Source organism: Sphingobacterium humi, assembly GCF_009768885.1.
GTDB classification, from domain to species: Bacteria; Bacteroidota; Bacteroidia; order Sphingobacteriales; family Sphingobacteriaceae; genus Sphingobacterium; species Sphingobacterium humi.
This window is the reverse complement of the sequence record NZ_WSQA01000014.1, coordinates 89779-113207: the sequence shown is the minus strand read 5'-3', so window position 1 is coordinate 113207 and position 23429 is coordinate 89779. Positions and strand designations below refer to the sequence as shown.

Sequence of the window (23429 nt, the reverse complement as noted above, 5' to 3'; positions counted from 1 at the left end):
GTCTAACCAAGTATATAGTACCTCCTGGAAGCACTAACGGGACGAAACTACAAAAAATGAAATCTAAATTTAATACTCGCCTTCGTGCTTGTAGCGATATAACGACTTAGCTGAACAGAAAACGCAAGTTCGCAGAGGCGTCTCTCGAACATTTATACTAAAACCATGAGTCAGCAAAAAAGGACAGCTTGTCTATTTAGTAAACATCGTAATTTCTGCGCTGGGATTTTTGCAACCCCTAGTGCATCTAAATGCTTACATCCGATGGTGGAGATTCCCGCAAAATTGCGTGTCGGGTATGCAAGAACAGGCAGTGCGTGTTGGGCCTGTCCACTTGCGCAATAAATTTCCTGCTGCATGGTTTATAAAAATGAGGTAATGAAGTAAGGATACCAAACAAAAAGAACACAGTTTTACCGCTGTACAGCGAACTTTAATCATATGTGGAGTTCCCCTGGCTCCTTTCATTAGGTTGTTAGCGATCAACACTTCACAACACAAAATTAAGCCAGGCCACAGCTTATTATAAGGACATAGGCATGCCATATGTTTTCGGTACTGCTTTTCATGTCTCAAGCAACATTTCGGAGCATACAGCAAATGGAAAGGCAATGACTGTTTGTTTTGACCATAAGCGTTTACGATGTACTTACTCAATGGAGTCCGCGTCGCCCCCTTAGCGTGGAAGCAAACTATATTCAAAGACAAGTGCTGCTCGTTTATCCTTTTTCCGTTCGATAGATCAATTATTAGGATATGGGCGGTAGCAAATCTATCCTTAAATTTTTTCAGATGAACATTCGGATTCGCTAAAAGTCTGATGGCTCAGGACTTGTTATTCGAGAACTTTATATGCAGCCACAAAAGAAATAGATCTAAACTATTCTTAAAGCCCCCTTGTATAGCCTATTCCTCTTGGAAAAGATTATAGTGTGAAGTTAACAGAACATATAATCGCATTAATTGTTGCTTTTAGCAATTGAGCAGTTACCTTAGAGCGATCCGAGTCGCACCTCGAATTCAAAATAGGAATGCGATTACCCAAACTTTAGCTAAATAGGATAGTCTTGGGCACTGAATGAGCTACATACACGTCGTGCGTGATAAATACCATGATTTTATCCTCGCCCAAACTTATCAGATTTTTCACGAGCTTACTTGCAGTGTCAGCATCTAAGGCAGAGGTCACTTCGTCAAACAGCCATATCGGATAATCTCCCAGTACTGCTCGCGCTACGGCGATGCGTTGCATCTGACCTTCCGACAATCCATAACCGGATTCTCCGATCTGGGTGTCTATCCCCTGCGGCAAATCAAAAACAAATTCCGCACAGCAGATCACGAGCGCTTGTCTTATCTGCTCATCGCAAAGGGAAGCCGTTTCTACATTTAAATTTTCGCGTATGGTTCCACTAAAGAGCTTATCTCCCTGAGGGACATACCCTATGTTGACACGGTGGCTCTCCTCAAGATCTATGCATTGACCATTCGTTCGGATTGAAATCTTGCCTCTCTGGGGCTCGAGAAGCTTAAGAAGTAAGCGCAACAACGTGGTTTTTCCTTTTCCGCTTGGACCTAGCACTGCGGTAGGAACACCTCTAGCAAAAGATACATTGAGCCCATTAAGAACCTGTTTATCTTCATATTGAAAGTATACATCGCTCAAGGAGATTTCCTCAATGACTTTTAATTTTTCTTCTTTGGGTTCAGTATAGGGTCCACCGGCAATTTCCAAGACGCGGTCTTTCGCAGCATTGAATTTCACCAAAGTAGGAATAAATCCCATCAACGATAGCGCAGGCCCCTGAATCCTCACCACCAGTTGAAGAAAAGCAGAAAGCGTCCCAAAGGAGATTTCGCCGACACTCAACTTACCTACGCCCCAATAGAATGTGACAAAAAATCCGACGCTTGCAATTATATTTATGGTACCCCGAGAAAATGTCGAAAAATTGATAATCGCGGCTTTTAAATCGTAAACATGTTTCTGGCCTTTGCGCAGCTTATCTATCCGTGACCCATACATATTGAATGAAGCGATCAGCGTTCGGAAGCGGAAGTTTTCCTCAAAGGTATTACCTAATTGTCCTTCAGCTGTCTTTAGACGGCCATGGAGATGTCGCAAGCGGCGAAAGTATACTTTTGAAATCAGCAGCAAGGGACAAATCGCCAAAAGAATAATTGCGAGTGCTGGATCCATAGACCATAGGAGGGCTGTCGCCCCGAGTAACCGTAAACCCATAACGATTGCAGAAATAATTGATTGCCCTAGCACCTGCACAACTTCTTGTGCATCAACATTCGTTCGATGCATTAAGTCCCCCGTATGGCTGGAGGTCAAGCTTGCCCAATTCGTGTAGATATTTGGAGCAAATATCCTTCCTTGGATATCGATGAGCATGAGCGCAAGCGTTCTCTCATTTAGCCATTTGGCATACTGGCTCGCAAACAATCCTGCACCCGCAGCTAGACCAAGGCCCAATAGTGAGCGTTTCATGGAAAGTATTTCACCGAAGACAGCAAAGTCGATTGCACGTTTAGAACACCAAATAAACGTTAGTCCCATAATTATCGAAAACGTTTCAAGAAAAAAATATAGCGTTAATTTAGCCGCATAGGGTCGCAAAAAAGCTAGGACCCATTTCTTTTCATTGCTTAACACCCTTTGTAAAAACATAATCAATTAACGATCGAATTTTGATGACAGAGGCAACAGGTAGCGAGTATCATCTGCTGTCGAGCTATCGAGTTTCAACACAGATACCGGTAGAGGTAACTGGCGCGAGGAGAATGGATTAAAATGGTTCGCAAAAACGAGACATCGTTTTAGGATCTGGAAAAAAACATAAATCAGTTTTAGCATAACAACCTATTTATAAATTTAGCATAAATGATCAGGATCAAGCTGCCCTTTAAACGAGGATAAATGGAGGCCACATTAGAAATGTTTCTAAAATTGATTCCATACACAACTGGAGTTCCAAGATGTGCGCGTTAACGCTACTCGGCCAATGCACAAGGTCATTTTCATCTGCCATCCCCTAAAGGTTCCAAATTTAAGTTAAATGTATCTATTTATTTTTAGAAATTTATCGATCACAATCCAGCATACTCTTATTGAAATAACTGTTATGCAGCAGCGTGCACACCGCGCGGATATTTTTAGGGGTGGCTACCAAGCCATTTCCCTTACATTTAATCGATGAATGTAAAGATTACGAAGCAAAGAGGAACAAATCAATGTTTTAACGATAATAAGAAGGGCTATCCATAAGGACAGCCCGTTTATACATATTACTATGGAAAAACTCTCTTAATAAGATGGGTATGGGTTGTATGTTGCTTGCTGGCTTTTTGCAGTCCACGATGCGTCTCTCACACAGCGTACATTATGAAATCCAGAACCCACAAGCCCTAAATTTAAAAGATCGATATTTAATACCCCTGCACTTCGAGCACCAATAGCACGCTCTGGACGAGGCGGAATCGCAATTAATCGTGCTGGTGCGGTAGATCCCAAATAACCCCAGGCCCCAACTTCAACTATTGACAAATCAGCTACACGGTCACTCGACCAAAGAGAAGCCAATTCCCCAACGTTCAATAAATTTAAATTAATCAGCCCACTTACTAAACTCACGTTGGTTTGCAAACCATTATAATTAAAACGCAGATTGTTAGTTGCGTCATTGTATGCTGGGTTTGGATTATTAGTAACCGAATATTGAATATAATTCGCTCCAAAAGTAGCGCCAGTCGTACCTGGTTCCGGGAAAACTGCTGCTAATAAGTTCGTAACCAAATCAAGAACAAGCCCATTTGAGCTCGTCAAAGAACTTAGTTCTTGATCACTAGGCGTTTTCCACAACCCTGCAGGATAAACCAGTGAGCACGGATCTTTTTGCAGCGATTCTGTAGCGTTCGCTAGTCTCCGAGGAAGATGTCCTCTAAATGAAAAAAAGCTCTTATTCTGTTCAGCCGCAGTTTGCGTAAAAGGATTCTTGTGAAAGAAACGATATGAATTATATGCCCCATCCTGATAGTAAAGATTCGATCTCGCCCAACGTACAGTAGTACCATTACGAGACGTAGTAAGAGGTGTTTCAATAAAATTTAAAATGATATTCTGCTCCATTCCAACTTGGGGTGCAAAACTTTGAGATAGCGATGAGGCACCGAAATCCCTTGTTGTATTATCGTCCAGCTGAATTTTTAAATTAGATACGCTCACATTGATATTTTCGTCTGAGTTACCTGCAAGATAAGCTGTTGCGATTCGACGTTGGCCTTCTGTATTTGGTACAGGCGAAAAGTTTGCAAATGTGATCGTTTGAGGCACAGAAGTTCCGACAAGCTCGCCTGTTACCACATCTATAGCATCAGGTTTAGCATAAGCCCCCGTAACTGTAGCGGTTGCCGAAGTGGGTGCAGCAAACATTCCCATTGTATTAATTTCAATATTTACTTTACTAACTCGGGGTCTGAAAACGATATTCAATGGCACAACTACATCACCATTTCCTGTAGGTACAGAAAATGTGCCCTTCGCATAGAGCAGGCTAGCGCCATCGGCAATTTCAACGATATTATTTGTTGCATCTGGCACGGTCGTAGCATTATTGTACGAGAGGGCGAACCACTCATAAGTTTGACCTTGCTCAACTGCTATGCTACCGGCAACACCTGCAGTGAATGGTGATGAGGTTAATCCAATCTCACCCTGCTTGCGTAGGTACAGGCGATATAGCGATCCTGTTGGCATCGGTGTCGCGGCTGCCTTAATTCCTCCGCTGGAACTTGACTGGGTACTATTCATCTTAACATCTGCCAGCGATTGACTACTAGATTGTGAGATCAAAACATCGAACCCATCTCCTTCTACCAATTTTGTTTTTAAAGCGTTTGTTGAAATTCCCACTCGATCCAAACTCTTCGAAACTTGCCCTTTAGATTCAATTTTCCCCATCTCGTCTATTCCTCCCACATTCACTACCACGCGAGTCCCTATTCCAGGTTCAGAAATGTCTTCTTTGGAATCCTTAGCACAGCTATTTGCAAATAGAATGCTCGAAGTTAACACCATACCGAATGCCAACTTACTAATGCAATTTTTTAATTTTCTGTTCATGTCCTTTCGTTTTAGATGGGAATTAAAATCCACTGTCATCTGTATTCCATCCCGTTGAACTTGAACCTTGTCCGAATGTATCATCAATCTGAGGTGACGAATTAAGAGAAGCGGCGGCAATTCCCTGCTCTAATTCTACGACTAGCACTTCCATGGAGGGCGCTTCGTAAGTTTTTTTTAATTGTGTTTTCATACTATATACTTTATGGTTAAAAATGCTAACTGAATGTTTAGCCAGAATCGGATAACTTCCTTTTCGCGATATTACTAAAAGAAGGCGGAATGCTCAGGCTGCATATGCTATTGTAGGTTGGCTTTTTCATTTCTAATTTATTTAAATTCCTTCATTGAGCAATTAAGATTAAATAAATATTGATGTCTTATAGAGAAGTTTTCTCGTAGGCTAATTGCGTTTATAACAGTAAAACACCTATATTACAAAAAAGTTTTAATATTAACAAGATTTTGTTCTCATTGAAATAAAATATTGAATATACTGTGCTCAAAAAGCCTACTAGCAATTTATAAAAAAATCAATTGTTTAAATAATGTGATGAGTAATTCATTGATCATGAATTGGAGTTTTCACATAAATACATTGCTCGGAAATTTTGCACAAGGGATTAGGTAAGAAGTTTTCTGAATATAAAAAAAGCACCGTAGCACTGCTGCCTTGATGCTTTATCATACAATTAGATGGTTTACAACCCCGCCTGCTTGAGTTTATAATACTTTTCACCAATAATTTCTCTGGAAAAGTCCTGTAAAATATAATAAGAAGTTTTCAAGAAAGATTTCTTTTCACCTTTTCTATCAATCACATACCCTTTTACAACAATACTTTCCTTTTGATCTTTTAGATTTACCAAACCTCTATTGCTGATGGAAAAACCGATTGACCTCATTGCGCTTTCGCTAGATTTTCCAGGAGTCAAAAAGAAGTTTAGTTTTTCGAATGCATTAACACGGATGTGCTTATTGCTGACATGCACACCCGTGATTACAACTTCTTTAACATGTTCCCCGTAGCTAGGAAGTTGAAAAATTATGCATCCGTAATGGGAAGTAAAATCCCCAATATTCTGATCTAATAGTACACTCACTGTTAAGTCAGCATAGTGATCGAAATTGCTATAGATTATTCTTCTATAAATGTAGAATAGACCAACGGCTAATGGAATAATAGCGGTTAATAATAAATAATTCATTAGTTAAACTTTTAATGAAATAAGTTGACATCCAAATATACAGGTATTAGTTACAACATGTCAAGTTCTGGGGGGTGGACATTGGGTGGACAAATGCATATTAGTGCCCTAACAGCTTTAAAACATAGCTTTTCAGAGGGAGCTACCTTCCGGGTAGTGTAATGAAATGGTTGAGTATAGTTTAGGTTAATGAACAGTTTCTAGTTTTTTTTTCAGCCTTTGCTTCGCTTTTTTAATTCCATCGACCGTGACACCCAATAGTTCACTCATATTTCTATTAGACAATTCTAATTTTATTAAGGCTAATAATCGAAGGTCGTTATCTGATAAGTTTTCAAACCTTTCCTTTTGGCTTGCAAGATAGCCAGGATAAACCCTATCAAATATTAACTTGAATTTTGTCCATCGATCTTCTGTCATAATATGACTATCAAGCATACTATTCAAATTATCATTAATTTGGTTATAAAATTCATGATCTATTTTTTCTGATTGATTCAATTCTTGCCTTAACTGGTCTATGGTTTGGTTATTAAATTTGATGGTGTCCGTAAATTCTTCTAAGGAGTCTTTGAGAACAAGGATTTCCTTATCAAGTTTATTTTTTTCAAATGCAAGTTGCAACTGATCTTTTTCCAGAAGGGTCGATCTTATTTTTTCTTTATTTCGGAGCCTGTTGATTAGGAGGACTATAATTACAAAAATCAAGAATAACGATATCGCTATAAATTGGTATTGGACTTTTAGCTGGTTTTTTTTCTGTTCTGCCTGAATTATAGATTGTTGATGCCTTTCACTTTCCCATTGCCAGTAGATTTTTTGCATCCTATCAAAACTTATGGATTTCGACAAGGTATCCCGATAGGAAATATAGTCCTTTAAGTAGTGTAGCTCTTTTAGCTTATTTCCTTCAACTTTGGCAACCTCTGCCATTGTCTTAGCAATATCCATTTTATAAGGAAGGAAATAGGGCTTGTTTTCAATATACCCTTGCGCCTTATATAGTGAAGCCTTAGCTGCACGGGGTTCATTTTTTTCGAGATAATACTGTGCTAAAATTATATAAGCACGCATTGCATCTAAATATTCTTCAAATTTTTCACTTAGGTATATGTTTTTATAGACCAAGTCTATTGCCTTTTGTAAGTTACCTCTATCTCTTTCAAACTCTGAAATATTTCCAGAAATAATACCAATCCAAACCGAATCTCGTGCCTGTTCAGCAACTTCTAAGGCTTGCAGAAAATAGCTTTCCGATTTATCTGGAATGGAGTCTTTACGAAGATATACGCCTATTGAGTTCAGCATATCTATCCTTTTGCGACTATTAACCCTTGTATAGGGGATGGCGCGCTTGAGGTATTCTACGGAAGAACCGTGATCACCAATGTAGCTATAAAAGCTTGCCATGTAGCTAAAATGATCTGCAACCAAAGGAATTTTCGATGGTGGTATTCTGTTTTTGTATTCGCTGGCCTTTAAAAAATAGGGGAAGGCTTGCTTGACTTTTCTATAAATGTAATAATAATAGCCCCACCTAATTTGGGTTACCATATACAGGTTAGTGAGCTCCTGATTATCATTTACTAGCGAGTCAGCCTGCTGGTAATAGTATAGAGATTTATTGTTTATATTATCATAATATACAGAATAGGCATCTGCCATTTTTATGTTATAGAGCCATTTAAGCTCTATAGATTTTTTTTCCTCTGCTAATTTCAACAGGGGATTTAACATCTCTGAAATTTTTAATGAATCCTCTCGATAATCTAGGTGAGCATTTAGGATGTACTCAAAAGCTTCGGTATTATTCTTATTCTTTATTACACTAACAAAGGAATTATTGTTTTGGGCCTTTATCGGAGAAATTAAGAACCATGAAAATATAAAAGGAAAAAGGAGTCGAAAAGGCATAACATGAAAAACCACAATAAGTCAAAAAATTTAGGATTTATGCTCGGGATATGATCTTTTTAACGTAGTCATAATATGGAGATTTCTTATTTTCAATACTTTTTATCAACTCTTGTGATTTTACATAACCTTTGGAAAAGGCGATCTCCTCGATGCAGCCAACTTTTAAAGATGTTCTTTTTTCAATAGTCTTAATAAACTCTGTTGCTTCAGAGAGCGACTCATGAGTACCCGTATCAAGCCAAGCAAAGCCTCTACCTAATAATTGCATATGAAGGTTATCCTCTACCAGATACGCTTGATTCACTTCAGTAATTTCTAATTCACCCCGTTTTGAAGGTATTACTTGGTGCGCGATATTAATAACCGAATTTGGATAAAAATATAATCCAACAACAGCGTAATTCGATTTTGGCGTATGCGGTTTTTCTTCAATATTTAATACCTTACCAGATTGATCGAATTCTGCAACACCGTAACGCTGAGGGTCATCAACATAATAACCAAATATAACAGCCTTTTTATCATTTTCTACAATATTACGAGCATCTATCAAAAGGCTTTGTAGTCCCGCACCATAAAATATATTATCGCCAAGAATCAGGCATACATCATCATCCTCAATAAATTCTTCTCCAATTATAAATGCCTGAGCTAATCCATCAGGATGAGGCTGCTCAGCATAGCTTATCCTAATCCCCAGCTGCACTCCATCTCCTAATAATCGAATAAAATTAGGTAAGTCTTGCGGTGTCGAAATAATCAAGATCTCCCGAATTCCGGCCATCATTAAAACTGATAGCGGGTAATAGATCATTGGCTTATCATAAACAGGCAACAATTGTTTAGACACCACCTGTGTTAATGGGTGCAGTCTAGTTCCAGAGCCTCCAGCAAGAATTATTCCTTTCATTTTATAGCTTCTATTGTCAATCTGACACTCACAATTCTGGGTATTGTTCTAACATTTTTGTTAGACTTTCCTTCCAGTGAGGGATTGTGATATCAAAAGTACTCTTAATTTTTGATTTATCTAACAAGGAGTTTTTCGGCCGCTTTGCTTTGGTCGGAAAGGCATCACTATTAACGGGTAGTACCTTACAGTCGAGTTGTGTTAACTGCCTAATAGCTATAGCAAAATCAAACCATGATGCTTCTCCTTCATTAGAATAATGATAAATACCGGGTATCCACAGGTCCTTTTCGATAATATTTAGCAAGAGGTCTGCCAGATCAAAGGCATTTGTGGGGCTCCCATGCTGATCGCTTACAACCGATATTTCATCCTTTGTGCGCATCAATTGCAACATAGTATTAACAAAATTTTTCCCAAAAGGGGAATAGACCCACGACGTACGAATAATTATACTTTGAGCGTTCACTTCAAAAGCCGCCTTTTCACCATTTAATTTACTACGTCCATAAACGTTGACTGGCGCAGTAGGTTGGTTTTCATCTAAGGGAAAGGAAGAGCTGCCATCAAAGACATAATCGGTAGATATACTCATAAATTTGCAATCGTATTGCGCAGCATAGGCAGCCATTTCCCTGACAGCCAAATGATTCACACGCTCGGCAAGCTCAATTTCTACTTCAGCCAAATCTACTGCGGTATAGGCTGCTGTATTTATCAAAACATGTGGCTGCAGGCTTTTTAACGAGCGAACCACCTGCTCCAGGTTTTCTAATGGAAGTTCTTGCCGATCTAAAAAGATAAACTCAAAACCAGGGATGCCTTCAGCACGTTCTTTTAAAGCTTGTCCGAGTTGCCCTGTTGCTCCTGTTATTACGACGCGTTTATTGCCATTCATCTTTTAGAACCAGTTTTCAGCGGTAAAAGGAGGATGAAGTTCATCTTTTTCCGAAATAATAAGTGCCTCTTTTGGCAGTTTCCAGTCAATGCCAAATGCCGGATCATCAAATCTGGCGCCGACTTCTGCTTCCTTGTCATAGCCATTATCGCATTTATAAAAGACCTCAGCTGTTTCCGATAAGACCACAAACCCATGCAAAAAGCCTCTAGGCACAAATAATTGCTTTTTGTTTTCTGCGGTGAGTTTGACCGAAATATGCATTCCAAAGCTTGCTGATCCTTTCCGAACGTCCACAGCCACATCTAAGATTTCACCTTGCAGCACACGAACTAGTTTAGCCTGCGCGGAATTCCCTCGCTGGGCATGAAGCCCACGCAAGACACCATAACTGGAAAAAGATTGGTTATCCTGAATGAAGTGAATGGATTGGCCAATTTCAGCTTGGAATTTCTTCTCATTAAAAGATTCAAAAAAATAGCCTCGACTATCGCCAAATACCTTAGGTTCGACTATAAAACAACCTTTTAATTCTGTTTCTATTAATTTCATAGATATCTTAACCCTCTACTGTTGGTAATGGTTCTTATAGTATTTTTGATAAGCTCCTGAAGTAACTTGTGACAACCACTCTGGATTGGTTAAATACCAATCAATAGTTTCTGATAGTCCCTGCTGAAAGGTGACGGTAGGATTCCAGCCTAACTCTTTATGCAGCTTAGTAGCATCAATAGCATATCGAAGATCGTGACCAGGCCTATCCTTAACAAAATTGATCAATTTCGCTGAGGTTCCGGTCTTCTTGCCTAATTTCTCATCCATTTGTTTACAAAGCTCTCGTACCAGATCTATATTCTGCCACTCATTAAAACCACCTATATTATATGATTCACCCCTTTTACCACGATGAAAAATTAAATCAATTGCCCTGGCATGATCCTTTACGTAAAGCCAATCGCGAGTATATTTACCATCACCATAAATTGGTATAGATTTACCCGCTAAAATATTCGTAATACATAATGGGATTAATTTTTCAGGGAAATGATTTGGACCGTAATTATTAGAACAATTACTAATCACAATCGGCAATCCATATGTATCAGAATAGGCGCGAACAAAATGATCAGAAGATGCTTTTGAAGCTGAATACGGGGAGTGGGGATCATATTTTGAAGCCTCGGTAAAGAGTCCTTGAGCTCCTAATGACCCGAAGACTTCATCAGTTGATATATGATAGAAGAGTTTGCCCTGAAAATGTTCTTTCCAATTCTCTCGAGCAGATTCTAGGAGATTAACCGTCCCTAGAACATTGGTATGAACAAAGCCTAATGGATCTGTTATCGATCTATCCACATGCGATTCAGCGGCTAAATGGATAACGGCGGAGGGATTGTACGCAGAAAATATTTCTTGAAGAATAGATCGATCTGTGATATCTCCTTTGATAAAAGTGTAATTTGGGGCGTCTTGAACATCAACGAGGTTCTCTAAATTTCCAGCATATGTGAGTGCATCAAGATTAATAATTTGGTACTTAGGATAATTTAGGACAAAATGCCGAACTACATGGGACCCAATGAATCCAGCTCCTCCGGTAATCAATAAACAATGATTCATAGGTCAAAAATACAAATTTTTAAGTCATTGGAAATTTAAATAAAGCCTTCAAAAGGCTTATTAACATTTTCACTGAAAACAATTCCTCTAGTGAAGCTTAAAAAAAATCTAACGAAAAAGATTATAGAACGTATTTTATTTTTATTGGCAATCCTAGAAATGGTTCAGAACAGCTAAATTAATAACAAGCCTACTTAAAATTATTTAGAAAAGTGATCCATTAACATTAATACATTCATTTAATGGTGAGTTTGTTGTTGGAGGAATAACCAACTGTTGTTGTCTTCCTATTTAACAACGGAGTCCAGAAATTCCCAAACTAATATAAAAGTGATCATTCCTAAAAACAAGGAAATAACAAGCTTGATTACATTCTGCTGCTCTTTCATATTATTATAACATTAATTCAATCCATTAGTACCTATTTCAAAGATAAAAATAACATACTAAACTATCGGAGGAACACTTGATTTATCTTCCACCGAAATTTATAAGTGCCACAATTATTTAGTATTAAAACAAGCTAAATCCTTGAATTAAAGTAAAAAAATCACAATATAAAACGAATTGTGATAATTTAGACAATATAGCTGGTGATCTATTTCTCGTTCCAAATTACAGCCAAATTTGTACATAAAAAGTCACTTATTAATCAACTTTCGACCTAACCGATTTATTAAACACAATTATGGTTACACATTTATAAGCTATAAAACAACAATAATATAACAATCTTATTTTATTGTATTTCCTGTAAAAAATGAACCCGACCTTTTAAAATTTTTGAATATTTAGGAATAAGTACTCTCATAAGGTAATTATTTCCTATGAACCGCTATTACCTCCTGAAATAATAAAAGAAGGTCGTTTATAACTACAATTTTTATTTAACTGTTTTTACATTATAATTTTTTTGGTCCTTGTTTTTATTCGCATGTTAATTGAATTAAATCGGTTCTGAAAATTTAAACTTTGCAATCAAGATTTTCTTCTTATTTTGCATGTTATAGAATGTTTTTTGTCTTCCCTTACCTAGACCGAAAAGTAATTCTCTAAACTGTTAGCAATGAAAGAGATAAAATGTGAGGATGAAAAAATTGGTTTTCTTGGTAAAGTTCAGAATATAGGATTTCTACTAATTTTCAGCAGTTCTGGAAATTTAGAAGCCTATAGTGATAATATCGAAGATTTCATAGGTAATATAGATCCTAATCATTTGATAGGAATCCATTATTCAGAATTTTTTGAGCGCCATTTGACATACCATGGTTTTGATCCAAGCCCGGTGAAGCATGAACATGGAAGAATTGAATTTCAGGAATTTTCTGACATATTAAAAATCGGAAATAACGAATTTTACCTTAATGCTTACGCTTCCGATGACCGTATATTCATGGAATTTGAAATAGGAATGCCCCAAAACATCAATTTGAATCGCATTTTAAATCAAAAGATTCTAGAAATTCAAACGGCCAAGAATGACCCTTGGACATTGTTATCCAATATCCTATCTAAACAATTGGACGTAGATCGGGTCATGGTCTATCAATTCAATGAAGACAAAAGTGGCAAAGTAATCGCTGAGACTTTAAGATCGCCGGAATTAGATTCTTATTTAGGGCTTAATTATCCAGAATTTGACATTCCTCAGCAAGCAAGGGCTCTATATCGCTTTAAGCATTGCCGTTTTGTTGTGGACTGTATCAGTGAGGGCTCATCTATCTTAGGACTCCAAAGCCAAGATATAGACCTCAGTGAAGTATCTATAAGAAGGCTTTCCCCTATCCACTTACAATATCTAAAAAATGGAGGGTTCCGTTCTAGTATTAGCTTTTCGATTATCATTGAGGGCGAATTATGGGGCTTGGTTTGCTGCCAGCATCAAGAACCCATGCATATCGATTTGAAGATCCGGGATTTTTGCTTGTTAGCGATCAATTTTACAAATAATAAATTCCAACAATTAAAGGACGCTAGTAAATTAAAATACTTACAAGAAGTTCAGAAGCTGGAGCTCCTGTTAAAAGAAAAGATATTACTAAAACCGTATATATTTCCGGAATTAAAATCTTTCGCCCCTACTTTGATGCGCTTATTAGCCTCCGATGGCATGGCCATAGTGTATGATAATACTATTTATATGGAAGGATTGCATCCGGGAAAAGAAGTTTTACGGTCGCAACTACAGCTATTAAAAGGATGGGCGAGTGAAGGACTTTTTATAACACATTCCCTTTCTAGCTATTCGGAAATATACGAAGCTTTTGACAAAAAAATCGCAGGAATCTCATTCGTAGAAATTGATAGTCAATCAGGTTTTTATATCCTTTTTTTTAGAGGAGAAATTGTTTTTGAAAAGGTGTGGGCTGGAAAACCTGAAAAAAACTATATAAAAGAAAATGGAATACTTCAGCCTTCTCCTCGGACTTCCTTTTCTAAATGGAAAAATATAGTGCATGGCACTTCCTCTATTTGGAATACTAAGGAGCGCCACTTTATACATAGAATAAGAGAAATTCTTCGGGAATCCTTGCTACAAAAATCAAGCGAAATAGAATCGCTAAATAAACAGTTAATTGAAACCAACAATGCGTTGGATACATATGCCTATACGATAAGCCATGACCTAAAAAATCCATTATCTGCTATTAAAGTATCCACTGAATTTATTCAGTATCGGCAGGATCTAAAACCTGAAATATTAAGCAAGATGACAAAAAACATTTTAGAATCCGTAAATATCATTCTAAATATGTTAGATAAAATCCATCAATTTTCTAAAGCCAGTAGCTTCAATTACTTAAAAGAGATTGTTGAACCTGAAGATTTCATTCCAGAGATTGTGGAAATTAATAGACACAGGTTTGGGTCAAACAATCTCCAGGTCCGTATAAATAATCTATTACCGGTACAAGGTGAAAAAATTTTACTGTATCAGTTATTTCTAAATTTAATTTCCAATGCCATAAAATATTCATCCAGCGTCGAGCAATCATTGGTAGTAATCGAATCTCACCAAACTGATAACGGTGTATTGTACCTTATCGAAGATAATGGCATCGGTATAGATAAGCAGGAACTAGAGTCTATTTATGAAATTTTTAAGCGTATGTCAAATGCCCAAGCATTTGAAGGCTCGGGTGTCGGAATGGCTATCGTAAAAAGGATAACAGATAAGTTAGGGATAGATATTACTATAAAGAGTAAATTAAACGAAGGCACTGTTGTTAAACTTTTGTTTCCCGTTTAATTTTCTTGAAATAATCTCTGGAGTGATAAAAACATTTTATTCGAAAATTCAACTGCAACTAAGTGATTACCATTGTCCATCTTACTGTCTAAAAACTCAATAAATTTAGGCCAATTTTGCATGTTCGTCGTTATCTGATCATTAAAATAATGAGAAGAGGAAATTACACCAGTTTTCTGTAGCATTTTACCAATGTGCGATTTGCCAAATGAAGACCCTTGTAATATATATTGGCCAATTAAAGCCTCTAAGGAATTATTTATTTTCGGGAATTGGTGAGAAATTTCAATGGAGCTACTTCCCCCTAATGCTAAAATATCGTCTTTTATATTCGCTGAACTTTTTTCAAAAGAACATCCTAGGTCTTCAGATTCCAAATAATCTGCGGTCGACTTCTCCACATATTCAAAGAAGGCTCGGAACTTATTTAAAAAAATTAAATAAGCTTCTTTATCCTTTATTGATTTTATTTGGTTAATAATAACTTTCTCGCTACTGATATGGGCATCCTTTGAATGATCTTTTAAGAACTGATAATACTTTAACATGAATATTTACATCAAACTATTTAACAATCCTTAGGCAATTTTTTTTTCATGGTCATGATTTTTTTCGAACATCGTTGCATTGCGAATAGGACATTCCTTTAACAGCTCCCGAACATCGTATTTTGTCACCAAGCCTTTTAATGCTTCCAGGTGTCTAGTATGGTGCATATCGGTGCCTACAAAATCATACATCCCTGCCCTAATCAATGTTAATGCTGCTGTTTTCACATGTTCACCATAATATTTACTGATGGAAAGCAAGTTTAGTTGCAACATACAGCCTGCATTTTTAATATCTTCGAAAATCTTGAAATTGTTGTGGTAGTAATTATAGCGTTCAGGATGCGCTAATATTGGCTGAAAGCCCTTCTCCTGCAAACTCTTGATAATGCTAAACAATGCTTTTGATTCCGCAAGGTAAGACATCTCGATCAGCACATAGTTATTAGGCATGCTACAAAGCTGATCTTCTTGAATCAAATGATCGAGCTGATCATCAATCATATACTCAGCGGAGAATTTTAGTTCAAAATCAACATCCCCCTGTTTTAGTGCAGCTTGAAGCTGAGCAAATGCTCCCTTTATTGATTCAGGGGTATTATCATGCACTCCATGCATAATGTGTGGTGTTGAAATAGAGCGGTGAATTCCTAAATCTTTTAGGCCTGCAATCAATTCTAATGATTGATTGGTATCTTGACATCCATCATCGATTCCTGGCAGGAGATGATTATGGATATCCCAACTCATCCAAGCCAATTTGTTATGATACGATCTTTCTTTCTTTTTGTCTCCTCCGAATAAATTATTCCAAAATCCCATAGCGTTCCAGTGTTGTTATATTGGATGTAAAAGCGTACAAACTTAAGTCTTTTGTTAAATTAACTTTAAGTTTCCGTAAATAGAATACGTGAATTGTAAAATAAACGCTACAGCAAAAAAAACTAAACTAAAGGAGAATTTTCTTTTTCTAATAATTCGTATACCTGTTTTACATCTTGCGCACGATTTCTGTCTAAGACCAAAACTGCATCCTCTGTATTGATTAACATGCAATTTGAAAGGCCTACAAAAACCGTATGCTTATTCGTACCTACAACAATGTTGCCATTTTCATCAACGGGGTATCCTTTTTCCTTCAAATAAGCAAACAAGGAGTCAAAAGCCCCCATATCAGACCATTGAAAGCGTGCCGGAACTACCTTTATCAGCTCACTACGCTCGAGAACGGCGTAGTCAATACTCTTTGATGGGATCTGCAGGGAATGTTCTTCATCCAGTACCAAATCATGCGCAAATTCAAAAGCTTTTTCGGCAGCCGTATAAAGCTTCGGTTCAAAACGCATAAGCTCCTCCAGGAAAACACCAGCCTTAAAACAGAAGATCCCCGAGTTCCAGAGAAAGCTCCCTTTTTTCAAAAACTCACGCGCGGTTTCCTGATTTGGTTTCTCGCGAAATGCCAATACCGTATTGCCATCATGCTCAATATAGCCATATCCCGTTTCCGGACGTGTTGGAACAATTCCAAAGGTGGCGATAAAGCCTTCCTGAGCAAAAACGATCCCCTGGTTAATCGCCTCCTGATAGCTTGCTTCACCTTCGATTAGGTGATCGGACGGTGTTACGATTAAAATATCGTCTGGTTCAGCATGAAATGCTGCGAAAGCAATAGCTGCTGCTGTATTTCTAGGTGCTGCTTCAGCGATAATATCACTATTTAATCCTTTTAAATAAGGCTCTGCTAAGTCTTTATTTTGAATCGACCCCACTAGGGTCACTTTAGACACCAAGGGTTGATTGCGCTCTACGGTTAATTCAAATAAGGTTTTACCTTCGAAAATCGGCAGGTATTGTTTAGGCTTGGCCCTTCTCGATAAAGGCCATAATCTTGAACCTACACCTCCTGACAAAACCACATTTATTATTTTACTCATGATTAACCGATTTTTAAATTACTTTTTACTTCATCTACCTTTAAATACAACTCTGCAGTTGCCCGGGCATCCGATAAGGCATCGTGATGTTGCAGGGATACGCCCATAATCTCACAACAGATACTCAGCTTGGTGCGCTGAAAGCCTAGTGCACGATATATTTTACTTGTACAATCCCACATCTGCGGCAGTTTTAAATCGCCATAAGGAAGGTTGTAGAATTTCATGGTTTCCTTCAGCACCGAACGGTCTAAGAGTTCATCATGCGCCACCATATGCTGTTCTGCTAAAAGGGCATTGATCTGCGGGAATAAATCGACAAAGGAAGGCGCGGACTCGGTATGCTTCGGCTTAATGCCGTGCACCCTTGAGGTTTGCCACATATATTTATTATCTGGTGGTCTTACTAAACTATAAAATTCATTGCTAATTATTCCATCGACAACATTTACGATGCCTACAGCACAAACACTGCTATATGCGGCAGTGGCCAATTCGAAATCTATACTTGTAAATGTTTTTGACATAGTGGGCAAAAGTACACAAATAAATTAATAGCTATATTTCTCTTTCCAATGCTCGCGTAGGGAAAGGCGGAGCTTCTCTTCCGCAGCATTCCTCCCTGGTTCGTATAATTTAACGCCGGAAAGTTCTGCCGGCATGTATTCCTGATCTACAAAATTACCCGGATAAGCATGCGCATATTTATAATCCGTGCCATAATCCAATTCCTTCATTAATTTCGTTGGTGCATTCCGTAAATGAATAGGTATGGATAAATTTCCGGTCCGTTTCACCAGCTCCTGTGCTTTATTTATCGCTTCATAAGCGGCATTACTTTTTGCCGAACTGGCTAAGTAAGTCACCGTTTGTGCAAGAATAATCCGCGATTCTGGCCAACCAATTACATTTACTGCTTGAAAACAATTATTCGCCAGCAATAAAGCATTCGGATTCGCATTACCAATATCTTCGGACGCCGAAATCAGCAACCTGCGGGCAATAAATTTCGGATCCTCTCCCCCTTCAATCATACGTGCCAACCAATACACAGCGGCATTCGGGTCAGATCCTCGAATCGACTTAATAAAGGCTGATATAACATCGTAATGCTGATCGCCAGATTTATCATATCGAATTCTATTTTGCTGCACATGTTGAGCCACAAATGCATTGGTAATGGGCTGCTGTTGTTGGATTGCGGCCTGGGTCACCAATTCCAAAATATTCAATAGCTTGCGGGCATCTCCAGAAGAAAGTTGCAACAAGGCCTCATACTCTTGAAGGTCGATTTTTTCGCCCTTTAAAAACTCATCTTCTGCCAATGCTTTATCCACGATGCTAATCAGGTCCTCCTTACTTAATTCCTGTAGCACATATACTTGACATCGCGATAACAAGGCCGATATCACTTCAAAAGAAGGATTTTCCGTGGTGGCACCAATGAGTGTCACTGTGCCACGCTCCACTGCCCCTAATAGGGAATCTTGCTGTGATTTTGAAAAACGGTGAATCTCATCAATAAATAAAATGGGCTGTTCCTGATTGAATTGCCGCATCTGCTCGGCCTTCTCAATTACTTCCCGCACCTCTTTCACACCGGATTGAATCGCACTTAAGTTATAAAAAGGACGATCGATGGCCTTGGCGATCAATAGGGCCAGGGTAGTTTTGCCAACTCCCGGGGGCCCCCAAAAAATCATGGAAGGTATTGCCTTTTGTTTCAAGGCATTGTTTAAAACTGCTCCCTCGGCAATGATGTGTTTTTGCCCTACATAATCTGTTATGGATTTAGGGCGCATTCGCTCTGCTAAGGGAATTCTTGTACTCATATAAACAAAGCTAGAGATTTTTAATGGCATCGGCAATGGTTTCCCAGATGCATATAATGTTAAACCACAATCCATAAATAATTTTCAAAGTTGATGATTAATAAATGAATATTTAGTATTTGCTTAATGGCTTCTCTCTAACCCTAATTATAATTTATCGCCCTAATTTTATAAATTGTTATATCTGTAAAATTTGCTTAAACAAAAAATTTCGACTTCAAGAACAATTCACTACAAACCACTTAAGATTGTGGAACTGAATAAAGAAACTAAAAACACATTTATATGGCAGTAAATTATTAGTCGATATATTTTGCTTTTATTGATTAAAGAAAATCGATAAAAAAAATAAAACCAAAAGTGATTGATCTTGTTTAGGATATGAAGTTAATATGTAATTTAAAAGTGAGAGCATCTATCTAGTATAGATGCTTTTTTTAATTTTAATTTGATAAATGAATATTGATTTGTTAAATTTATTCTAGCTTAAAATTACTGAATATTATAAGTCTCCTACCATCTTACCTTAAATAGATACGGGGTATTACATCACTTATTAATCTCAGAAAAATTGGATATATATTTTGAAAGGCCTGGTGAGTATTTATCAGGCTTTTTTGAATATTAAAATTCTTAGCGTTCTCTCAAAAGTAGCTATTATTTCTCCAAATCATCTTTTATAACATCGGTTTGTTTTGAAATTTACTTTCTGAAAGTATACAACTGAAAAACATTATCATTAAACAACTATTTTTAATAATAAAATCATATATTTAAATATTAAATCCTTTTAATAATAGACATACAACACTTTTAGCAAGGTATCTGATTAATTAATCGGGGACCTTGCTATTTTTTTAATATCGATTGCTTTTTAATATGAAGGGTTCTGATTGAGAAAATCTGACACTTATTTTTAGTTTGATAGTTGTGATTTTTCCTTGGGAATGTTAGAAAATCATTAGAAAGTTTTTGAAAATTTATAATTGCCAAACTTGCTTTTTTCATTAACTAAAAGAGGAGAATGCATTTACATATTAGGTGCTATTGGAATATCATTTTTTTGGAGGCACCCGAATTGTTGTTTTAATTTAGCTAGCTCTTATTTTATGAAAAAGAATGATTTATTTGAGGGTGACGATAATGAAGTAGTAATTTTTTTAATCACTATTATAACCATACTAATATTAGTCTACACTATTGACTATATCCTAGATTTCAAAGATAATTCCCAAATATTAATTTTATAGATTAATAGAAAGGCATTATTAGCAACGTTAATAGCAGTAGTGGCAATTGTATTTGTCCTTATTACCTACGCACTTCACATAAGGATTAATCTTCACATCATAAATATATAAATTTGATTATTGATGATTGAAAGTTTAATTAATATCTGTGTGGAAGGTTAATAAAAATTCATAATCCCTCCTAATTTATCTCATTCGTCAGCTTATAGAAAGATTTAGTGGTTAAAATCTAAATCAGCTAATTATTGATTTATTTAACAGGAAATATTTGATAATATGGATGTTTTTAAATCTGCTTCCAAAAAATTGGCAAAGTACAAGAGGATTTAATAAAACTTTTAATCCACTGTTTTGGGAAGGGAATCAAGGTGAGTTTTTAAAAAAATTAGTTAAATATAATTTAGCAATTAATTACATAAGCATCATTTTCATAAGAATGAATCTTATTATATAAAAACTAAGATCTTATTTTAATATAATCTAAAGATGTTAATATAATAAGATTTTCATAAATCAATTTTTTCTATGGCAAATGTTAAAACTGTCTAAATTATGTAGAATAAACCTTCTAAATTGGGAAAAATGACATCCAAAAGTATTAATGGTCAATTATAGATTATTTTTTCAATTCTTCTTAATATGGAAATCCATTTGCGGAAATGGTATTTCAATACCAGCATTATCAAGAGCTTCTTTACAGCTAATAAGAAGTTGCTCCTGCATAGTCCAGAAATTTTCATTATTAGTGGATACTCGAATTGATAGAGTAATTGAACTATCACCCAGAGTCGTCACCACCACTTCAGGAGCGGGCTCCGAAAATGCATGTTCATTATCACTAATACATTTCAGTAAGATTGATTTGGCCATGCGCAGATCTGCATCATACGAAATACCGATATCAAACCAAGTTCTACGGCCCCCCAGTTCGGTATAGTTGGTAATATTACTGTTCGAAAGCTCTCCATTAGGGATGATGACCAATTGATTTTGCGGTGTCACGAGTTTGGTATTAAAAATATCGATAATTTTAACCGTACCATCTACCCCCGTAGAAGAGGATATATAGTCACCTACTCGAAATGGTTTGAATAGTAAAATCAATACCCCGCCAGCAAAATTAGACAATGACCCTTGTAAAGACATGCCTATTGCTAAGCCGGCCGCACCAATCACCGCGATAAACGTGGAAGTTTGCACCCCCAATTGGCTAACGACCACAATAAAGAGCATTACTTTTAGAATCCAATTAATCAAGTTACCAAGAAATGTCCGAATACTCGGTTCAATATCTCTTTTTACAAAGATCCGATCCACTAGTTTTCGAACTATACGAATCAACCATAGTCCCAGGAATAGTACCAGTGCTGCTGACACCAATGAACTGATTAATATGGGAGCATATGCAATAGCGCTATCAATAAATTTCTCGATTTTCCCTTCTACGTTTTCCAATTGTTCTACTTTCATGTGTTTTTATTTTATACTTCGTTAGTGAAATTACTCTCCTCCAGTTCTCTGACAAAATCCTCCCCCCAATAATGAATGTCATAATATTTAATTTGTTCTAGGGACCTTTTGATTCGCAAACGTGCCTCATCTCCTTGCATGGTAAGAGCTTGATGTAAAGATTCAATCATGCTCCGGCGATCATATGGATTTGTTGGAACACAATACGGTAGTTCGACCGATGCGCCAGCAAATTCCGAAAGCACTAATACACCAGACTGGTTCAAGATGCCTTGTGTTGCCACAAACTCTTTGGAAACCAGATTAAGTCCATCGCGTAGCGGCGTAATCCATGCGACATCGGCCAGCGCATATTGAATAAGAACCTCTTCAAAGGGGAGTGCTTGGAAGAAATATTGTATTGGAGTCCAATCCAAAGTAGCGTACTTACCATTGATTTCTCTCACAGCCTGATTAACTTGATCCCTGATTTTATCATAAATACGCATACCCTTCGATGGTGGAGTACAGACGTTAATTAGTTCGACCTTGCCCCGAAATTCTGGGTATTCCTTCAAAAATTCCCCGAACGCCAATACCTTTTCTAACGGCCCCTTCACGTAGTCCATTCTTTCGATAGATACAATACGTTTCATATCTTTACGGGCTGCCTCCACTCTGTATGTTTCGATTCGCTGTGCGATCTCTTTTTTAGCTATCAAACTATCAATCAACTCATAATTAACGCCAACTGGTTGTGCCCCCAATCGAATCGTTCGTCCTTCCACAGAAATCATTTTGGTCATCTCTTCGACACCTAGAGCCATACTATAGGTAAGAAAGTGTTTAGATACATTGACTGTTTTCAGGCGCTCAAACGGAGTGTGACTGCGCAACACATCAATAAAATTTTCAACATACCTTGGGATATGAAAACTAATAAAATCACACATTAACAAGCTTCCTATAATCTCCCGTCGCCACGGAATAGTATTAAAAATATCCGCCGCAGGAAAAGCTGTATGGTGGAAAAAGCCGATTTTGAGATCCGGGCGCATCATTTTCAAGAATGAAGGAACCATCCAAAGATTATATTCGTGAATCCAAACTAACGCTTCCGGTTCGGCCTCCCGTGCTATCCGTGCCGCAAATAGCTTATTAATTTTTAAATAATGTTGCCAATCCAGATGATTAAATTTTGCCTTATCGACAAAAGAAAAAATTGTCGGCCAAAATGCCTCCTTAGAGAATACTCTATAAAATTTATCAATGTCTTTTTGGGAAAGTGAGATAGCCGAAACATCAAGGTTAGGAAATTTATCGACATCAACTTTTTGCCTCATATCCTTATCTCCATTCCCTAAATCAACTTCCTCACCAATCCAAATGCCCGGTCTACCCTTTTCAAAAAGCCCTAATAAAGAAGGAATAATACCATTGGGGCTTTGCGGAGGAACTTGCTTAATCTTACCGTCGTCCATAACA

Annotated in this window: 17 protein-coding genes; 1 reads left to right on the top strand and 16 read right to left on the bottom strand. The window is 37.2% G+C overall.

From position 1 onward, the window contains the following. Window positions 1-1048: 1048 nt before the first annotated feature. From GQF63_RS16530 to rfbB, 9 genes are all read right to left on the bottom strand, one after another. Window positions 1049-2677, bottom strand: coding sequence for an ATP-binding cassette domain-containing protein (locus GQF63_RS16530; protein WP_160370352.1), 1629 nt, complete (start codon window positions 2675-2677; stop codon window positions 1049-1051). Window positions 2678-3313: 636 nt separating this feature from the next. Further along, entirely contained in the window at window positions 3314-5128 is a 1815-nt protein-coding gene (locus GQF63_RS16525) for a hypothetical protein (protein ID WP_160370351.1), read from the bottom strand. Between the two features lie 22 nt (window positions 5129-5150). Continuing rightward, the gene (locus GQF63_RS16520; protein ID WP_160370350.1) at window positions 5151-5321 is read right to left on the bottom strand and encodes a hypothetical protein; all 171 of its coding nucleotides are present in this window, start codon (window positions 5319-5321) and stop codon (window positions 5151-5153) included. Window positions 5322-5829: 508 nt separating this feature from the next. Next, the gene (locus GQF63_RS16515; protein WP_160370349.1) at window positions 5830-6336 is read right to left on the bottom strand and encodes a hypothetical protein; all 507 of its coding nucleotides are present in this window, start codon (window positions 6334-6336) and stop codon (window positions 5830-5832) included. A gap of 186 nt (window positions 6337-6522) precedes the next feature. Then, window positions 6523-8073 carry a hypothetical protein gene (locus GQF63_RS16510; RefSeq protein ID WP_160370348.1) on the bottom strand — a complete coding sequence of 517 codons (1551 nt, stop codon included), beginning with the start codon at window positions 8071-8073 and terminating at the stop codon, window positions 6523-6525. 214 nt (window positions 8074-8287) lie between these two features. Further along, the gene (gene rfbA / locus GQF63_RS16505) at window positions 8288-9163 is read right to left on the bottom strand and encodes a glucose-1-phosphate thymidylyltransferase RfbA (RefSeq protein WP_160370347.1); all 876 of its coding nucleotides are present in this window, start codon (window positions 9161-9163) and stop codon (window positions 8288-8290) included. Window positions 9164-9191: 28 nt separating this feature from the next. After that, window positions 9192-10061 (bottom strand): dTDP-4-dehydrorhamnose reductase, encoded by an 870-nt coding sequence (gene rfbD / locus GQF63_RS16500; RefSeq protein WP_160370346.1) that lies wholly within the window; start codon window positions 10059-10061, stop codon window positions 9192-9194. A 3-nt stretch (window positions 10062-10064) separates the two neighbouring features. Then, window positions 10065-10613: a dTDP-4-dehydrorhamnose 3,5-epimerase gene (gene rfbC / locus GQF63_RS16495; RefSeq protein WP_160370345.1), complete on the bottom strand. Its 549-nt coding sequence runs from the start codon at window positions 10611-10613 to the stop codon at window positions 10065-10067. Window positions 10614-10628: 15 nt separating this feature from the next. After that, on the bottom strand, window positions 10629-11681 hold the full coding sequence (rfbB, locus tag GQF63_RS16490) for a dTDP-glucose 4,6-dehydratase (protein ID WP_160370344.1): 1053 nt from the start codon (window positions 11679-11681) through the stop codon (window positions 10629-10631). Between the two features lie 1066 nt (window positions 11682-12747). Between rfbB and GQF63_RS16485 the strand changes: the two genes are divergently transcribed. Beyond that, window positions 12748-14931, top strand: coding sequence for an ATP-binding protein (locus GQF63_RS16485; protein ID WP_160370343.1), 2184 nt, complete (start codon window positions 12748-12750; stop codon window positions 14929-14931). Here GQF63_RS16485 and GQF63_RS16480 read toward each other — a convergent pair. The 7 genes from GQF63_RS16480 to GQF63_RS19715 all read right to left on the bottom strand — a co-directional run bounded on the left by GQF63_RS16480 (window position 14928) and on the right by GQF63_RS19715 (window position 23425). Then, a complete protein-coding gene (locus GQF63_RS16480) occupies window positions 14928-15479 on the bottom strand; it encodes a heme oxygenase-like domain-containing protein (RefSeq protein ID WP_160370342.1) in 552 nt (183 codons plus the stop codon). The two genes, GQF63_RS16485 and GQF63_RS16480, sit on opposite strands and share 4 nt — an antisense overlap. A gap of 30 nt (window positions 15480-15509) precedes the next feature. Then, a complete protein-coding gene (locus GQF63_RS16475; protein WP_160370341.1) occupies window positions 15510-16301 on the bottom strand; it encodes a tyrosine-protein phosphatase in 792 nt (263 codons plus the stop codon). A 122-nt stretch (window positions 16302-16423) separates the two neighbouring features. After that, window positions 16424-17413, bottom strand: a complete 990-nt coding sequence (locus GQF63_RS16470) for a mannose-1-phosphate guanylyltransferase (protein ID WP_160370340.1) — start codon at window positions 17411-17413, stop codon at window positions 16424-16426. 2 nt (window positions 17414-17415) lie between these two features. Further along, window positions 17416-17940: an exonuclease domain-containing protein gene (locus tag GQF63_RS16465; RefSeq protein ID WP_160370339.1), complete on the bottom strand. Its 525-nt coding sequence runs from the start codon at window positions 17938-17940 to the stop codon at window positions 17416-17418. Between the two features lie 24 nt (window positions 17941-17964). Further along, entirely contained in the window at window positions 17965-19245 is a 1281-nt protein-coding gene (locus GQF63_RS16460; protein ID WP_160370338.1) for a replication-associated recombination protein A, read from the bottom strand. A 1874-nt stretch (window positions 19246-21119) separates the two neighbouring features. Further along, entirely contained in the window at window positions 21120-21965 is an 846-nt protein-coding gene (locus tag GQF63_RS16455; RefSeq protein WP_160370337.1) for a mechanosensitive ion channel family protein, read from the bottom strand. A gap of 11 nt (window positions 21966-21976) precedes the next feature. Beyond that, complete coding sequence (locus tag GQF63_RS19715; RefSeq protein WP_212592624.1) at window positions 21977-23425, bottom strand: trehalose-6-phosphate synthase; 1449 nt, start codon at window positions 23423-23425, stop codon at window positions 21977-21979. Window positions 23426-23429 lie beyond the last annotated feature (4 nt).